Raw genomic sequence first — 17,818 nt, 5'->3', positions numbered from 1 at the left:
TCGGGGTTTCAATCTTATCTTGTTTCTACTCTTGTTTCCGGGCCCGTAATATTTCCCGTTTACCACCCGGAGGTCCGGGGAGGCGTTCTACTGTGAATCCGGCTGTCTGCAACATTCGGCGTACTACACCTTTGGCACAGTAGGTAGTCAGAATTCCGTCTCTATCTAATAAAACATAGAGGCGGTTGAATAGTTCTTGCGACCACATTTCCGGTTGCTTTTCCGGGGCGAAGGCGTCGAAATAGATGGTATTAAACGGAGTATTGGAAGTTGAGTATTGAGAAATGACTGCATTGTTGTTGGTGCTGTTCATTTTTGACTCTTCCTTCTTTCCCGTTATCCATTGATTGACGTCCGTTTCTATTTTTCGTAAGGTGAAGTGTGGCGTAAGCTGCACGTCTTTCTCCCAGGGCGATGTATGAAGCTGCTTAAACAATTCGATAGCCGATTGTTGTTTTTCTTCATTCGGGGTAAATTGCTCGTCGGTTGTTGTTTGCTTCCGATGTATGGTAAGCTGCTCATCGCTGGAGATATATCCTAGCTGTTCTACTGTCTGCCAGTCTAGCGGATAGAGTTCCAACCCTGTATAGTGTATATTTCGTCTGCTTCTTTCCGCTTCTTCAAGGGTGAGCCAAGCGTTGAGTCCTGTCCCGAAGCCGATTTCAAGAACACGTGGAGTAGCGGCAGGAGAGGCTTTCAACCCCATATCGATGAAAATATGTTGAGACTCCGTGCGTGCCCCTTTCGTCGAATGATAATGTTCATTCAATTCCGGAACAAACAGAGTAGCGCTCCCGTCATCGGTTCTCTCAATTATTCTTTCCATCACTCAATCTTTAATACTTAATACCTAATACTTAATACTTAAAAAAGACCTCTACCCCGCCATAGCATCCCAGGCACTTTCGAGCACATACAGGAGAAGGATATAACGTATCAGTTTGCCGACAAACATGGAAACAATAGTAAGCCATGTGTTGCTTCGCATAAATCCCAGTGCAATGGCGATCACCTCGCCAATGGCAGGAAGAAAGGTGAAGAATGCCATTAATGCCCCTTTCCCTTGCAGGAATTTCACCATTTTGTCTACCTTTTCTTTCTTTACCTTGAAGTATTTCTCAATCCAGCTGATTTTGCCCAGACGTCCCATGTAGTAACAGGTCATTCCGCCCACTGTATTGCCCAGAGTGGCGGATATCAGACAGGCTATCGGGGGCAGGCCGAGTTTCACCAATGCCACCAATACCAGTTCGGAACTGAAAGGCACGATGCTCCCAGCCAATAAAGCCGAGATGAATAATCCCGGAAGTCCCCATTCTATGAGGAGTTGTATCATTGAATCTACAAAAGCGTCCATATATTAAAAGCAAATAAGAGGATGAGGCCGACCAATGAAATGATAAAGAACACATTCGAACTTTTACTATTGGTCAGTACAAAGAAATGTCCGATCAGGATGCTGTTGCTTATGATAAGCAAAGGCAGCAGGGCACTGCAATATATCGGTTGCAAGGCAATCAGCAGGAACAGGAAGAGCGTCAGGTCTATCAAAAACTGGAGATAGGCACGTGTGCGTATCTTATCTTCAAATCCGGCAGCGATGCAATGGACAGCACTGACGATAAACATCACGAGCAGATAGCCCAGTATAGCCAATTCCCAGGGTTGAAGGATTTGTAAGTTAAAGACTTCTCCGAAAGCTAATAGCTGGTTGAAAGGGCGGTAGAACAACTCCATCTCATTATAGAAGAAGGCGTGTCCGAACAGCATCCAGTAGGGCAGCATCCATCCGAGCAGCGCGCCGCAGAAACTACGCGGAGTGAGCGACTGGAAACGGTAGGCTTCGAGCAACCAAAGCACCGAGAGGATGGTGAGCTGTGGGAAAAGAATGCTTCCCGCTCCGATAAAGAAGAAGGAATAGAATAGATAGCCCGCAGCTTGAGCTTGCTGATAGCTTTTAAACAGAAAATAAATGGAAATAAGAGAACCGAGGGCGACAATGTCTCCTATGTATAGTAAATGCATTCCCGGACAAACGGTAACCAGCAGGAAATAAATAGCTGTCTGCATGGAAGCCCTCATGCGGATAATACTGAACTGGTTGTTCAATTCTATCAGAAAATAGCCGATGATTGCGTAAACCAGAAAGCTGACAATTCGTTCTGCCCATCCCGGAAGCAGTAGATCGCGGGTGGATTGCAAGAAAGAAGAGCTGTCCTTGGGTGTTGTTGAGGCTATGGAGTCGGGAAATAAAAAGTAAGTCAACACCCAGCATAGGGCGCAGATAAAGATAACGGCAGGCAGGGTCCACCGTCCTGCCGTCACTTGACTTTGTAGTCTTTTATTTCTCATTTGTCTGTCAGTTCTTTTGCCGCCCGGCGGGCATATATCATCGCTTTGTAGGATCTATATGCTGTGCAAATAAGGGATTTATGCCTGCCGTGGCGTATCATTACAGGTTGTTTCTTACAAATCGAATCCGATGTCGCGGCGGAAATACTTCTTGTTGAAGTCGATCATGTCTGCCACTTTGTAGCTCTGTGCCAGTGCTTCTTCTTTCGTTGCACCGTAAGAGCAAACGGCAATCACACGTCCTCCGTTCGTCACCACTTGTCCGTCTTTTATGGCTGTTCCGGCATGGAAGATGATGCTGTCGGTGGCGGAAGCCTGTTCCAGCCCGCTGATAGGGAATCCTTTTTCGTAGGCTTCGGGGTAACCGCCGCTGACAAGAATAACGCAGCCGGCCGAACGTGGGTCCATCACCAGTGTTTTCTCGTTCAGATTGCCTGCCGCTGTGCCTTCAAGCAACTCTACGAAGTCGCTTTGGATGCGCAACATCACGCTTTCTGTTTCCGGGTCGCCCATGCGGACGTTGTATTCGATAACCATCGGTTCACCTTTCACCTTGATAAGACCGAGGAAGATGAAACCTTTGTAGGTGATCTTTTCTTCTTTCAGACCATTGATGGTCGGTTCGATGATGCGTGTGCGTACTTTTTCCATATATACTTCATCAGCAAACGGAACCGGAGTAACGCTACCCATACCGCCTGTATTCAATCCTTTGTCACCTTCACCGATACGTTTGTAGTCTTTCGCTACAGGGAGGACTTTGTAGTTGTCTCCGTCTGTCAGTACGAATACAGAGCACTCGATACCGCTCAAGAATTCTTCAATCACAACGGTTGCCGATGCGGAACCGAACATGCCGCCGAGCATTTCTTTCAGTTCTTTCTTCGCTTCATCCAGCGTAGGAAGGATGAGAACTCCTTTCCCGGCACAAAGGCCATCAGCCTTCAATACGTAGGGAGCTTCCAACGTTTCGAGGAAAGCGAGGCCCTCTTCGAGGTTTTCGGAAGTAATGCTTTTGTAGCGGGCTGTCGGGATGTTGTGGCGCATCATGAAGCCTTTGGCAAACTCCTTGCTGCCTTCCAGTTGTGCTCCTTGAGCCGAAGGACCGATCACGGCAATATGCTTTAGCTCCGGACGGTTTTGGAAGTAATCGTAGATTCCTTTTACCAACGGATCTTCGGGGCCTACTACTATCATTTGGATGTTCTCTTTTAGAGCAAAAGCACTGATTGCTTCAAAATCGGTTGCTTTGATGTTGACATTCTCGCCTACGGCAGTTGTTCCGGCATTTCCCGGAGCAATGTATAGTTTTTCAACTTTCGGACTTTGGGCAATTTTCCATGCCAGTGCATGTTCGCGGCCGCCCGAGCCTAGTAATAATATCTTCATCTTTGTATTGTTATGGATTTATACTGTTATCTATGATTTGTATGGATACGGTGGTGTCTTTGTCAGTTTTATAAGTTCTGCTCAAAGTACCGGGTGATTTTCTCATGCAGATGTACACGGTCGCGTCCTGCTACGTTGTGCTTGTGGCACGGGTAGATAAACAGGTCGGGATAAGTGCGGGCATCTACACAGGCTTTCATGAACGACAGGGTGTGCTGTGGCACGCAGGTGTCGTCGTGGTCGTCGTGAATAATCAATAGGTGACCTTTCAGTTGGCCGGCAAGGTTTTTCAGGTTACATTCTTTGTAGCCTTCCGGGTTGCTTTCCGGTGTATCCATATAGCGTTCGCCGTACATCACTTCATAATAGCCCCAGTCGATTACCGGACCTCCGGCAACGCCTACTTTGAATATTTCCGGGTAACGAAGCATCAAGGCGGTAGTCATGTGTCCTCCGAAGCTCCATCCGTGTACGCCGATGCGTTCGCTGTCTACGTAGGGGAGGGATTTCAGGAATTCAACACCTTTTACCTGGTCTTTACCTTCTTCGATGCCAAGACGGCGGAAGGTGGCATTTTCAAATGCCAGTCCACGGTTGCTGCTGCCACGATTGTCGATGGTAAACATGATATAGCCTTTACCTGCCATGTATGTGTCCCATCCGCGTGCGCCGTTTTGCCATCCTCCGGTGACGCATTGCGCGTGAGGACCTCCGTAGACGTATACGATGACGGGATATTTCTTGGCCGGGTCAAAGTTGGCCGGTTTCATCAGGCGATAATGCAGGTCGGTGGTGCCGTCTGCCGCTTTGATCGTTCCGGTTTCGATGCTTGGCATTTGGTATCCTTCGTAAGGGTTTTCAGCAGTCAGCAGATTGGCTGTTTCTTTGAAGTTTTTGGTGTCTACCAGGTTGATGACGCGAGGCTGGTCTTTTGTTGAATAACGGTCGATAAGATAAGTGCCGGAAGCGCTAAGCATGCCGCTATGTTCGCTTTCTTTGCAGTTCTCGAACGGTTGGCTTATTTTTCCATTGCTCACGTTTACAGCGAAATGTCCGCTTCTCAAGCCTTCTACGGCTGTGAAGATGATTTCTTTACGCTTTGTGTTGAATCCCAGGACGTCGCTGACCAGCCAGTTGCCTTTGGTCAGTTGTTTGACTTTGCCGGCCTGGAAATAAGTACCACCGTTGTCGCTGTTATAAGTTTCACCTTTCATGTTGGCTGCATTGGCATCAAAGAGATAAAGATGATTGTAGCCGTCACGCTGACTTTGATAGATGAACTTGGTAGGGTCCCACGGCAAAAATACGATTGCGTTTTGTGGCTCCACGTATTTAGGATGCATTTCTTCGTAGAGAACGCCCATCGGTTCTCCTGTTTCTGCGTTGTACTGGCAAAGTTTGGCGTGGTTCTGGTCACGGTTTACTTCAATCAGGTAGAGGCTTTTTTCATCCGGTGACCAGCTGATATTGGTGAAATAACGGTCTGTGGGATCACCTGCGTTCAGATAAATGCTTTTGCCTGTGGCAGGATTGTAAATGCCTACTTTTACCTGATGGCTCGTCATGCCTGCCATCGGATAACGTACATTGTTCACTTCGCCTACGCGTGCAGTGATGTCTACAAGCGGGTATTGTGTCACCATGCTCTCGTCCATACGGTAGAAAGCGAGCAGGTTACCTTTCGGGCTCCAGAAAGTGCCTTTGTTGATACCAAATTCATTCCGGTGTACAGTCTGTCCGCAAACGATGCCTTCGGGTTCATTAGTTACCGCTTTCTCGTTTACATACAGATTGTTACCTATCGTGTATGCCACGTTTCCACTGGCTGCGCAATAGTCTTCATTATCTGCTCCGTCTTTGGGTTTGAGAGTGCTGACAACTTGATTGCTCTTGAAATCATATACAATGAACTTTCCTGCTATCTTGAATAGCATTTGTGGCTTATCGGCCCATGGGAAACTGACGGAATACAGGTGTGATAACTTTCCTGCCTTGTTCTCTTCAAGCACTTTGTTGATCTGTTCACGAGTGATAGCCATTGTTTCCTTTCCCGTTTTGGGTTGGATAGAATAAAGGGTATCTACGCCCGGCTTGATACATTCGTCACCCCACCATTGCAGTCCGTACAGGTTGTCTGCATAGCGGTAACTCTCGCCACCCGGAATCAATTCTTCCAGTATCGGCTTTTTGGTTTCTTGTGCCATAACATTGAATCCGATTGGTAGTGCCAACAATAAAAGCATGGCTCTTTTTCCAATTTTACTCATTGCTCTTTTCTTTATTATTTGTTTTTAAATCCTTCTATTTTTACTCTGTCCAAAGGAGTCTGTCTTGATTGGATAATTGCACTTATTTTAGCAAAGGCATTAAATAGGTCGTCAAATTGTTTTTCGTAACTTTCCCTATCAGAGGTAATATCTTCTTCGAGATATTCGATGCGTTGTTTTAATTCTTCCAACTCCTTTTTAGGTATATTGGATAGAAGATATTGGCGCATGCGTACAAAAGCACGGATAATATTGATATTTACTTCCACAGCGGTCTTGGATTTGAGGACGCTGGATAACATAACTATACCATATTCAGTAAATGCAAACGGAAGATATTTGATGTTATATCCTTGTCCTGTTTTCAAGGTCGCAATTTGCGACCTTGAAATTGCAACTTCTTCCTTTGTTAGCTCGAACATGAATTCAGCAGGAAAGCGTTCAATATTACGACGTACTTGTTCTTTGAGGCGTTTAGTCTCAACTCCATACATTTCTGCCAAATCAAAGTCAAGCATAACTTTTTGCCCTCTGATTTCGTATATTTTGTTTTCTATAATGGCTATATCATCCATCTTTTTTTGTTTAGACAGGTTCCAATTTGGGACTGAACATTAGAACTATGATGTAAACTTGAAGTTCCAAATTGGAACTTCAAGTTTTTAATTAATTATTAACTAGCGAATTACAGGATGAATAAGTTGTTGGAATTAGAATTGTTTATTCCTCTTCCTTCTTCGGAATCCTCGGCTCCCGGTTCCCCCTAAATTCTCTTGGCCCTCTTGAATCTCTTCCTCCGCGGAATTCTCCCCGTGGCTTTCTGTCTCTGTCACCACCTTTGAACTCACCACCTTCTCTGCGCGGCTTGTATTCTCCCTCTTTGCGAGGCCTGGATTCACCATCCCGACGCGGTTTGAACTCACCTTCGCGGCGTGGTTTAAATTCTTTTTTTTCTCTGAATCTTGGAGCCTGTTCTCCTTCAGCCTCTTTCTTTTCTTCTCCCTCTTCCTGGCTCTTGAACTCTTTGTATTTTCCGTCAAAAATCTCATATTCGCGGAACTCACACTCCAATGGTCCATTGAACAAAGGAACTTTCTGACTTGCTTTCAGACCAATCTGGTCGAAACACTCTTCCCGATAAGAAAGCACCCATGCCTCGTTTCCTACAAACGCATGTTTCAGACGTTCACCGATCATCTGATAAAGTCCAAGCAAATCATTAGTGGAAATACGTTCACCATATGGCGGGTTAGTGATGATAATCGACTTTTCCTGCGGCTGTTCAAACTGTTGGAACGGCTGCAGCTTCAACACGATGTCTTTCGATACACCGGCAGCTTTTATATTATGAGTCGCAATCTCATTAGCTTTCGGATTGTTATCGTATCCGTAAATCTTATGAACAAATTCGCGCTCCTGACTGTCATCATTGTAAATCTCATCGAACATATCCGCATCGAAATCTACCCATTTCTCAAAAGCAAACCCTTTACGGAATACTCCCGGAGCGATATTCTTAGCAATCAGTGCCGCTTCAACAGGGATAGTACCCGAACCACACATCGGGTCGATCAAATCACATTCTCCGCGCCATCCGGTCATTAGAATCATGCCGGCAGCCAATACCTCATTTAACGGGGCTTCTACTGCTTCCTGGCGATAACCGCGACGGTGAAGTGATTCTCCAGACGAGTCCAAAGACAACGTACAGGTAGTCTGTGCAATATGAATATTCAGAAGTACATCCGGATTGTTGATACGTACCGACGGACGTTTTCCTGTTTTATCACGGAAATAATCCACAATCGCATCTTTCACCTTATACGAAACGAATTTCGAATGGCGGAACTCATCGCTGAATACTACTGCATCGATAGCGAACGTCTTGTTCACATCGAGATATTCTTCCCATGGAATAGCCTGTATTTGATTATAAACCTCATCGGCATCTTTGGCTGTAAAGTTTTTAATTGGTTTCAGGATACGGATGGCGGTGCGAAGGCAAAAATTCGCCTTATACATCATACGTTTATCTCCTGTGAATGAAACCATGCGGCGTCCTATTTGAATGTCGTTGGCTCCTAATGCTGTCAGTTCTTCTGCAAGTATCTCTTCCAGTCCCTGGAAAGTCTTGGCTATCATCTCGAATTGTTCGCTCATATAGATTCTTTTGATTTTATTTTTTTGCTTTAGTTTGTACGATTCTTGCTCCTGCAGGAACATTCTCCGTTACCCAGATATTACCGCCTACAGTCGCATCACGCCCGATGGTGATTCTTCCCAAAATAGTGGCGTTGGAATAAACAATCACATTGTCTTCCAGGATCGGATGGCGGGGGATTCCCTTGATTGGTTTTCCGTCGGCATCCAGCGGGAAACTCTTGGCTCCCAGTGTGACGCCCTGATATAGTTTGACATTGTTTCCGATGATACTCGTGGCACCGATTACAACACCCGTACCATGGTCGATAGTGAAGTGAGTGCCAATCTTTGCGGCCGGATGGATATCAATTCCCGTTTCGCTATGCGCCATCTCCGTGATGATACGGGGAATTAAAGGAACACCCAGTTCCAGCAGTTCATGCGCGATACGGTAATTGCTGATCGCTTTAATGGCCGGATAGCAGAAAATTACCTCTCCATAACTTTCGGCAGCCGGATCGCCATTATAGGCGGCTTCCACATCCGTTGCCAGTATTCTTCTCATGGCAGGTAGCTTACTGATGAATTTAGCAGCAAGACGTGCTGCCTCTTCCCGTTTCGAGTCGGAGCAGACGTTGCATTTCCCCTCTATGGAAGTGCTAAAACACAATCCGGCCAGGATCTGCTCACAAAGTAAGTCAAACAATTTTTCAATGTTGACGCCGATGTGATAATTAATTGTCCGGCTGTTAATAGTAGAATTTCCGTAGTATCCGGGGAAGAGAATGGAGCGTGAAAGCTCAATAATTTCATACAAGACTTTAGCAGAGGGCAGTGGTTCGCCATCTTTGTGCTGATGAAACAGTCCTTTATAAGATTCGCTTTCCGATAGCTCATCGACTGCCTGTGTCAAAATGTGGGTGAAGTTCAGTGGACTCATTAGGTCAGTTACTCATATTTATATGGGCACAAAGGTATTAAAAAAAATAATAAAATTCGCTGGGATTCAGGATAAATAATGTATTTTTGTCACATTCAAAACATGACATGAATAAGGGGACTGATGAATCGGAAGACTGCTATGAAACTATTTGGACTGTTGGGGCTGTTGATGTTGTTGAGTTGCGGATATGCTGATAGACACCGCAATAACTCTTCGTGCGAACAGGTGTTGGTTGATTCTCTGGAAGTTCGTGTACAGGATTCTTTGTTTTCCAATGTGCATTATTCCCGTTCACAGGTGCTTGACGCACTGACACAGGCGCAAGATTCCCAGGTCTATTATCGTTTGCTTGCCCTTTATGGGAAAACATTCTTTGTCTCTTCCGATTTTGATTCTATACTCTATTACAATCGCCGGGTAAAGGAATTTTTCCGCAATGCTTCCCAATCTTCCCAATCTCCACAATGGAATGATGTATTATCCGATGTTTATAATATCGAAGGCAACGTGTGGATGCAACTGAACCGCCCTGATTCTGCAATTACCGACTATAAGAAAGCCTACGAATATCGCCTGAAAGGAAAGAAACTGCACCTGCTCCCGGATATTTGTATCAATATTGCTGATGCCTATCTGCATCGCAGTGACTTGGCGCACACTGCTTCGTATTACCGGCGCGCCCTGTTTCTCTGTGATTCTTTGAACTTGTCCGAGCACACGAAATTTCCTGTCTACTACGGATTGGGGCAGACTTACATGGAACTGCGCGATTTCGATTTATCCAATCATTACTATGAATTGGCCGGGCAGTTCTTCGATGAAATGAACGTGAGCGAGCAATGGACCTATCTCAACAATCGCGGCAACCATTATTATTACCGGAAAAACTATCAGGAGGCTTTGAAATATATGCGCAGGGCCAATGCACTCGTATCTTCTTATCCGCAGATGGTGTTTGAACAGAACTTTATCAAAGTAAACCTGGGAGAATTGTACTTGCTGACTGACAAACTGGACTCCGCACAGATCTGCCTGGACGAAAGTTATCGTTTCTTCTCCGATATACAGCATAACTCGGCTGTTCATTACATTGAAACCCAGATGATTGAACTGGCATTGAAGAAAGGTAATATAGCCCAAGCGAAGACTATGATCGCCCGGACTGCTCCTGTGGGGCATCTTGACGCCAATATGTTGACTATACGCAATCAGTATCTGCAACATTATTTTGAGCATACCGGTGATTACCGCCGTGCCTATGAATACCTGAAACGTGATTGCCATCTGGACGATTCCATCCGGAGCGAACGGATACAGATGCGTGTTGCCGAATTGGATATGCGTTACCGGCAGGATACGATAGTGCTTCGTAAGGAAATGAAGATTCAGCGACAGGCGGCAGAGATGAGAGTGCTCAAGTTGAGCGTATCTATCTGGGTACTTGTCTGCGTGTTGCTTGTGGCAGGGGTAGTGGTAGTTGTCTGGTATATGCGTAAAAAGAGGGAGTTTCTTCGCCAGCGTTTCTTCCAGCAAATCAACCGTGTCCGCATGGAGAATTTGAGAAGCCGGATTTCTCCTCATTTTACTTTTAATGTACTGGGACGTGAGATCAATCAGTTTAACGGCTCGGAAGAGGTGAAACATAATCTGATGGAACTGGTGAAATATCTCCGTCGTAGCCTCGAACTTACCGAGAAATTGAGCGTATCTTTGCAAGACGAACTGGATTTCGTCCGTACATACATCGAACTGGAACGTGGACGTGTCGGAGAAGATTTTGTCGCAACAATCACGGTGGAGGACGGTTTAGATGCAACCCGCATCATGATTCCATCTATGATTGTGCAAATTCCGGTGGAGAATGCTATTAAACATGGACTGGCGGGAAAGGACGGAAAAAAGGAGCTAATGGTATATGTTTCCCGTGAAACAAATGGGATTCGCATAACGGTTACCGACAACGGACGCGGGTATCTCCCGCAGGTAGTTTCCGCCACACGGGGTACTGGTACAGGATTGAAAGTGTTGTATCAGACCATTCAATTACTGAATACAAAGAACAAGAGTGATAAAATACGTTTTAATATAACCAACAGAAGCGATGGACAAACCGGTACGGAAGTGTCGGTATATATCCCGTTTCGTTTTTCTTATGATTTATGATGGAGACAGAAGAAAAGTATAAGGTAGTCATCGTTGACGATGAACGTACAGCGATTGATGCTTTGCGCCGAGAGTTGGAGCCCTATCGTGAATTTGAAGTAAAAGGAATCGCAGGGAATGGTGCAAAAGGTAAAAAGATGATTATGGAGTTGCATCCGGACTTATTGTTTCTTGATGTGGAACTTCCGGATACGTTGGGACTCAATCTATTAAGTGAAATCAGGGAGGATATTTTGTGGGATATGAAGGTTGTGTTTTACACCTCTTATGACAAATACTTGCTTCAGGCGTTGCGTGAGTCGGCTTTCGACTTCCTGCTGAAGCCTTTTGAAGCAGAAGACCTGAAAGTAATTATGGACCGTTACCGGAAGGCTATGACCTCTACTTCGCTTCCTCTTTTGCCTTCTTTTGCTTCTTCTATTAGTGCATTGATGCCCCAGCAAGGCATGTTTATGATTAGTACAGTGACAGGCTTCAAACTCTTGCGACTGGAAGAAATTGGCTTTTTTGAATATCTGAAAGATAAACGTCAATGGCAGGTGGTCTTGTTTAATCAAACTTGTCTGAATTTGAAGCGAAATACAAAAGCAGAAGATATTATCAGTTATTCACAAGCTTTTGTACAGATTAGCCAATCTGCTATTGTAAATGTTAATTATCTGGCAATGATTGATGGTAAATGCTGTCAACTTTATCCGCCTTTTCACGATAAGAACGATTTGATTATTTCCCGAAGTTATCTAAAAGAACTGCAAGAGCGTTTCTTTGTTTTGTAATGTAGACCTCATATTATGAAATACGCCACTTCTTCAGCAGAAGCGGCGTATCCTTTTGTTAGAATATTAGAATGAGAGAGAGTTTATGTTACATGTTTGTATTATCCATCGTAACGGTCATTTCGGGTACCAGTACGTAGGCTTGTTTTTTAGCGTTCCATTTATAATAATTCGTAGTAACGGTCTTGCCTTCATAAGTGTAATTGATACGTAGGTCTTTTTCCCATGCGTCTTTGCTATTGTTCCATTTCAAGGCCTCGCTTTCAATCATACGTTTGTTGTCATCGTACTTGTAGTTGTACTTCATGTAGTTGGCAAGTGTATTTCCGTCCATTTTGTAAACGGTTTGTCCCACTGTCATGCCATTCTCTTCGATTGGATTATAAATCAATTGATTATCGTAGCTACGTGCAGAAGTAGCAAGCGATACAACAAGAAGAGCTGCAGATAAAACGAACATTTTTAAAGATACTTTTGCTTTCATGGCTATTTAAGTTTTTGGGTTATACTTTCATTTGTCTACCAAATACATTGGTTTTATGCTGCAAATCTACATATTAATTTGGTATTTACGCATTTTAGAAGATAAAAGATTGTCAAAATGTCAAGAGTGGAGGTGGGTGATAACTAGCTTTTTGCCAATATTGGTGACAAAAAAATATCCGGCAGTCAATCTGCCGGATATAGAATGAATCACTTCGTCGAAAAAGGAATCTTTTTTCTAGCTTTCTGGATACAGAGTTAAATAATGTTATTACCCAGACTTGCCTCCATTTTGTAAGCGGAGGTCCCTGATAAGGTGGAGTCTCCTTGTGTAATTAGTGTCTAAAAGATAGCAATTCCTTATTGAGGTGGCCTTTATTCACTTGATGGTTTAATGTGCCTCAAGCCAGTTTTTGCCCCATCCGCAATCTGCTTTCAAGGGGACGTGCATGCGGTATGCTTTCTCCATTTCTTCGATGACGATTTCTTCTACACGCTCTTTTTCATTGACAGGAACGCTGAAATTTAATTCGTCATGTACTTGCAGGATCATTTTGGCTTGTATTCCTTCGGTCTGGAACCGTTGATAGATACGTGCCATTGCTACTTTTATAATATCTGCCGCACTTCCCTGGATAGGGGCGTTGATGGCATTTCGTTCCGCATATCCGCGTACAACGGCATTCCGCGAATTGATGTCCGGCAAGAAGCGCTTCCGATGGAAGATTGTTTCCACATAGCCTTTTTCCTGGGCCACCTGAATGCTTTTATCCATATATGCTTTCACTCCCGGATAAGTTTCAAAGTAACCGTCGATTAACTCTTTGGCTTCTTTACGATCTACATTCATTCGTTCGGCAAGACCAAATACGGATATGCCATAGATGATACCGAAATTGGCAGTCTTGGCTTTACGGCGCATGTCGGAACCTACGTCTTTCAGGTCGATCTTATAAACTTTGGCAGCAGTGGCCGCATGAATATCGTGATTGCTAAGGAAAGCATCAATCATATTCTTATCCTCGCTAAGGTGTGCCATGATGCGCAATTCAATTTGCGAATAGTCGGCAGAGAAGAAGAGGCAGCCTTCATCGGGGATGAAAGCCTTGCGGATTTCTTTTCCATTCTCGTCGCGGATAGGGATATTCTGTAAGTTCGGGTTACTTGAACTAAGGCGTCCCGTAGCGGTTACAGTCTGGTTGAAAGAGGTATGCACCCTTCCTGTGCGTGGGTTGATAAGTAGGGGAAGCGCATCGATATACGTGCCCAATAGCTTTTTCAGTCCGCGATGTTCCAGAATCTTTTCTACCACAGGATGTTTATGCCGGAGGCTTTCGAGCACTTCTTCCGAGGTGACATACTGCCCGGTCTTGGTCTTTTTTGCTTTTTCTATAATCTTCAGCTTGTCAAACAAGACTTCGCCGACTTGCTTGGGTGAAGCGATGTTGAAGGTCTCACCGGCCAGTTCGTAGATTTCTTTTTCGATTTGCTCCATCTGGGCGGTGAAATGAGCGGATGATTGTTGCAGTGCTTCCGTGTCTAGCAATACTCCGTTCCGTTCGATATTGACTAATACCGGAACAAGAGGCATTTCTATATCATAGAATAAACGTTCGGCGTCATTCTCTTTCAGCTCTTTCTCCAATACGTTTTTCAGTTTCAGAGTGATGTCCGCATCTTCGCAAGCGTACAGATATACATCTTTCGGGTCGAGGTCGCGCATGTTCTTCTGATTCTTTCCTTTGGGGCCTATCAGTTCGTCAATATGGATAGTCTGATAATGCAGATAAATTTCTGCCAGGTAATCCATACCATGACGAAGTTCCGGTTGAAGAACATAGTGAGCGATCATCGTATCGAAAAGCGGACCTTTTACTACTGCACCATAATTTTGAAGAACAATCATATCGTACTTGATATTCTGTCCGACTTTTAACGAATTCTCATTTTCGAAGACCGGGCGGAACTCCTTTACGATTTTTAACGCTTCGTCCCAGTCTGATGGAACAGGAACATAAAATGCTTCATTTTCGGCAATGGAAAAACTCATTCCGACCAATTCGGCATCCATTGGTTCGGTTCCGGTGGTTTCCGTATCTAACGAGAGAATTTTAGATGTAAGTAATTTTTGAACAATTTCTCTTCTTTTCTCCTCTGTATCAATGAGTTGATAGTTGCGTGACTGCGATTCTAACGTCTCTAGATTTGATTTTTTTGCTTCATCCGGCTCATTGGGCGTGAAATTCGCAAACAAATTGCCTTGTATTCCGCCTCCTTCTTCGGGAAAAAGTGGAAGAGGAGAGGGGGCGCTTTTTCCGGTGGCGACTTTGCTTCCAGGAGTGGAGGTTATTCCATTTCCGGAAACTCCTTTTTTTAGTACCCGGTCGATGAGCGTTCTAAATTCCAGTTCTTCGAAAATGCTGCGAAGTGAATCTTCGTCTGCTTCTTCGCGGACAAGAGAATCCATTTCAAGTTGGATGGGCACATCAATTTTAATCGTGGCGAGGAATTTCGAGAAAGTAATCATTTCCCGGTTCGTTTCCACTTTTGTTTTCAGTGCACCTTTCAGTTGGTCGGTATGCTCTAATAAATTTTCGATGCTTCCGAATTCGGAAATCAGTTTTTGAGCAGTCTTTTCTCCTACTCCGGGACATCCGGGGATATTATCCGAAGAGTCGCCCATCAGTCCGAGCATGTCAATCACTTGTGCCGGAGACTGAATGTCAAACTTGGCTTTCACTTCTTCAACACCCATCACTTCGAAACCTCCTGTGTGCTTGGGACGGTACATAAATACCTTGTCGCTTACCAACTGCCCGTAATCTTTGTCGGGAGTCATCATATAAGTGGTGATACCCTGACGGCCGGCTTCAGTGGCAAGCGTACCTATCACGTCGTCGGCTTCGTAGCCTGCAACTTCCAGAATGGGGATGCGGTAAGCACGTATAATATCCTTTATAATAGGTACGGAAAGGCGAATCGCTTCCGGAGTTTCCTCCCGCTGTGCTTTATATTGTTCGAAAGCTTCGTGTCGGAAGGTAGGTCCTGCGGGGTCGAAGGCTACTCCTATATGAGTGGGATTTTCTTTTTTCAGCACTTCTTCGAGGGTGTTTACAAAGCCCAGTATAGCTGAAGTATTGAATCCTTTGGAATTGATTCTTGGGTTTTTAATAAAGGCGTAATACGCTCGATATATTAATGCATAAGCGTCTAAAAGAAATAATTTATTACTTGAATCCATAGATTTAATTAATTTTTCATGGTAAAAGTACAAAAAAATACGGTATTCAGCGTTTTATTATTACTTTTGTGCTCAAATTGTGTAATTAATGGACAGCATCTCACTCATCAGAACTCCGATTGAAGCAGAACTGAGAGACTTCAAAGAACTTTTTGATAGTTCTCTCTCCAGTTCAAATGCATTGCTCGATAGTGTCGTATCTCACATACGGCAGAGGAATGGTAAGATGATGCGTCCTATTCTTGTTTTGCTGGTGGCACGTCTTTATGGTGCTGTATGTCCTTCCACTCTTCATGCAGCTGTTTCATTGGAACTCCTTCATACAGCCAGTTTGGTGCATGACGACGTCGTGGATGAAAGTACCGAACGCCGTGGACAACTCTCGGTGAATGCTATCTTTAATAATAAAGTAGCCGTATTGACGGGCGACTATCTGCTGGCAACCAGTTTGGTGCATGCCGAACTGACGAACAGCCACCGCATTATTCAACTGGTGTCTACTCTTGGGCAGGATCTTGCTGACGGCGAGTTGCTTCAGCTTTCAAATGTAAGTAATCATAGCTTTTCTGAGGAGGTTTACTTTGATGTAATCCGTAAGAAGACTGCCGCTCTTTTTGCTGCCTGTACGAAAGCTGCCGCTTTTTCGGTAGGTGTAGGGGAGGGAGAAGCCGAACTAGCTCGTTTGTTGGGTGAATATATTGGTATCTGCTTTCAGATAAAAGATGATATTTTCGATTACTTTGATAATAGAGAGATTGGCAAACCGACAGGTAATGATATGCTTGAAGGTAAACTGACATTGCCCGCTTTGTATGTATTGAACACGACAAAAAACGATGAGGCGCAAGAATTGGCAATCAAGGTAAAGGAGGGTGCAGCTACTCTCGATGAAATTGCCCATTTGATCTCGTTTATCAAAGAAAACGGGGGCATTGAATATGCCGTTCAGACGATGAATGTATATAAGCAAAAGGCTTTTGATTTACTGGCTTCTTTGCCGGAATCTGATATTTGTGTAGCTCTCCGGGCTTACTTGGATTACGTGGTAGACCGCGAAAAATAGTTACTTCCTGTGCCTGCCCAGGAGTGAATAGCACGATAATAATCGATCCCAATCTTCTATTTTTCCCGATTTCATCGCTTTTCCTAAAAGGAAACTCTTGTCTATTTCTTCAGCTGTATGAAGATCTAGAGAACATAATTGGGCTGCTTGTTCTATGTACTTCCAGGCTTGTTCCTTGCTGATGTGCCCGCATGTTTGGGAGGCGCGCGCCAAGCTGACAAGCAATCCCATGTCCCATCCGATAATCCCTTTTTCTAAGTCATTTATCCATATAATCGGGTCTCTTCTTTCTTCTGTATATTTCACGAATCTGTATAGATTCTTTCCTTGCTGAATGAAGCGTTCTACTCCGAAAAAGCGCTTTTGGATGATACTTTCGAACTCGTTGATGTTCTCTGTGGAGAGTAAGTAGGGGAGCATAATCTGGTAGGAGACTCTGTTTCCTTCGTTGATCAGGAACTGGAATAATCCGGTGACGGACTTGGTATCGGTGCAGTGGAACTCTTCTGCCAGCAGTCTGGATAGCTTTTGCGGATGGACTCCGGTCTCCATGGAGTTGAGATAGAAGCCTTGCAGTCCAGCTTCCATATAACCGATGCGTAGCCCCTTCTTTTTCTCTGTTCCGAGGATGAGATTCAGAGGGTTGTGATTGAATCGTAAGGTTCTCGTGTAAGCGTCCATCCTTAATACCTCCATAAAGTTCATGAAAAGCGTGAGAACTGTTGCCATGTATTTTCCTGAGGCTTCGGCAAGCCGTTATGAGTATACAAGCAACAGTCCCACGCTCCATTCGATATATAACAAAATTATATACATGAAGGTGCGTGAGACCCGTTTGCTTATTACCATTCATAACTTTGAATTTTGCCGAATTCCAGGAACTGGTAATAAATGAAACGTTCTCTAATATAACTAATTAGCTATATTTTCATCGCTAAACCTTTTACAAAGATAATTATTTTTCCGAATTGTCCAGTAACTATCTTTAGTTTTTCTTAA

14 protein-coding genes are annotated in these 17,818 nt (G+C 44.3%); 3 read left to right on the top strand and 11 right to left on the bottom strand.

What is annotated here, in order from left to right; translation table 11 throughout:
• Nucleotides 1-25: 25 nt before the first annotated feature.
• The 8 genes from mnmD to DW862_RS08020 all read right to left on the bottom strand — a co-directional run bounded on the left by mnmD (nt 26) and on the right by DW862_RS08020 (nt 9,090).
• Nucleotides 26-826: a tRNA (5-methylaminomethyl-2-thiouridine)(34)-methyltransferase MnmD gene (mnmD, locus tag DW862_RS08055; protein ID WP_120067701.1), complete on the bottom strand. Its 801-nt coding sequence runs from the start codon at nt 824-826 to the stop codon at nt 26-28.
• Nucleotides 827-877: 51 nt separating this feature from the next.
• Nucleotides 878-1,357: a YqaA family protein gene (locus DW862_RS08050; protein WP_008023780.1), complete on the bottom strand. Its 480-nt coding sequence runs from the start codon at nt 1,355-1,357 to the stop codon at nt 878-880.
• Nucleotides 1,342-2,352 carry a hypothetical protein gene (locus DW862_RS08045; RefSeq protein ID WP_009041166.1) on the bottom strand — a complete coding sequence of 337 codons (1,011 nt, stop codon included), beginning with the start codon at nt 2,350-2,352 and terminating at the stop codon, nt 1,342-1,344. Before DW862_RS08045 ends, DW862_RS08050 begins: the two co-directional genes overlap by 16 nt.
• 114 nt (nt 2,353-2,466) lie before the next feature.
• The gene (gene purD, locus DW862_RS08040) at nt 2,467-3,741 is read right to left on the bottom strand and encodes a phosphoribosylamine--glycine ligase (protein WP_120067698.1); all 1,275 of its coding nucleotides are present in this window, start codon (nt 3,739-3,741) and stop codon (nt 2,467-2,469) included.
• 68 nt (nt 3,742-3,809) lie between these two features.
• Complete coding sequence (locus DW862_RS08035; protein ID WP_120067694.1) at nt 3,810-6,008, bottom strand: DPP IV N-terminal domain-containing protein; 2,199 nt, start codon at nt 6,006-6,008, stop codon at nt 3,810-3,812.
• Between the two features lie 14 nt (nt 6,009-6,022).
• Nucleotides 6,023-6,583, bottom strand: coding sequence for an ORF6N domain-containing protein (locus DW862_RS08030; protein ID WP_004296702.1), 561 nt, complete (start codon nt 6,581-6,583; stop codon nt 6,023-6,025).
• A 145-nt stretch (nt 6,584-6,728) separates the two neighbouring features.
• Nucleotides 6,729-8,168, bottom strand: a complete 1,440-nt coding sequence (locus DW862_RS08025) for a class I SAM-dependent RNA methyltransferase (protein ID WP_120067692.1) — start codon at nt 8,166-8,168, stop codon at nt 6,729-6,731.
• 16 nt (nt 8,169-8,184) lie between these two features.
• Nucleotides 8,185-9,090 carry a serine O-acetyltransferase gene (locus DW862_RS08020; protein WP_004296704.1) on the bottom strand — a complete coding sequence of 302 codons (906 nt, stop codon included), beginning with the start codon at nt 9,088-9,090 and terminating at the stop codon, nt 8,185-8,187.
• A gap of 123 nt (nt 9,091-9,213) precedes the next feature.
• Between DW862_RS08020 and DW862_RS08015 the strand changes: the two genes are divergently transcribed.
• A complete protein-coding gene (locus DW862_RS08015; RefSeq protein ID WP_120067689.1) occupies nt 9,214-11,256 on the top strand; it encodes a histidine kinase in 2,043 nt (680 codons plus the stop codon).
• A complete protein-coding gene (locus DW862_RS08010) occupies nt 11,253-12,032 on the top strand; it encodes a LytTR family DNA-binding domain-containing protein (protein WP_004296706.1) in 780 nt (259 codons plus the stop codon). Before DW862_RS08015 ends, DW862_RS08010 begins: the two co-directional genes overlap by 4 nt.
• An 88-nt stretch (nt 12,033-12,120) precedes the next feature.
• Here DW862_RS08010 and DW862_RS08005 read toward each other — a convergent pair whose 3' ends face one another.
• Nucleotides 12,121-12,516, bottom strand: a complete 396-nt coding sequence (locus DW862_RS08005; RefSeq protein ID WP_004296707.1) for a DUF3836 domain-containing protein — start codon at nt 12,514-12,516, stop codon at nt 12,121-12,123.
• Nucleotides 12,517-12,906: 390 nt separating this feature from the next.
• Nucleotides 12,907-15,756: a DNA polymerase I gene (polA, locus tag DW862_RS08000; protein ID WP_120067687.1), complete on the bottom strand. Its 2,850-nt coding sequence runs from the start codon at nt 15,754-15,756 to the stop codon at nt 12,907-12,909.
• Nucleotides 15,757-15,844: 88 nt separating this feature from the next.
• Here polA and DW862_RS07995 point away from each other — a divergent pair, with 88 nt between their 5' ends.
• Nucleotides 15,845-16,819: a polyprenyl synthetase family protein gene (locus DW862_RS07995; protein WP_008641604.1), complete on the top strand. Its 975-nt coding sequence runs from the start codon at nt 15,845-15,847 to the stop codon at nt 16,817-16,819.
• Here DW862_RS07995 and DW862_RS07990 read toward each other — a convergent pair whose 3' ends face one another.
• A complete protein-coding gene (locus tag DW862_RS07990; RefSeq protein ID WP_120067727.1) occupies nt 16,820-17,500 on the bottom strand; it encodes a DUF1266 domain-containing protein in 681 nt (226 codons plus the stop codon).
• Nucleotides 17,501-17,818: the final 318 nt, after the last annotated feature.

This window comes from Bacteroides sp. AM37-9 (genome assembly GCF_003603455.1).
Classification (GTDB): domain Bacteria; phylum Bacteroidota; class Bacteroidia; order Bacteroidales; family Bacteroidaceae; genus Bacteroides; species Bacteroides xylanisolvens.
This window is presented reverse-complemented; position numbering and strand designations above follow the sequence as displayed.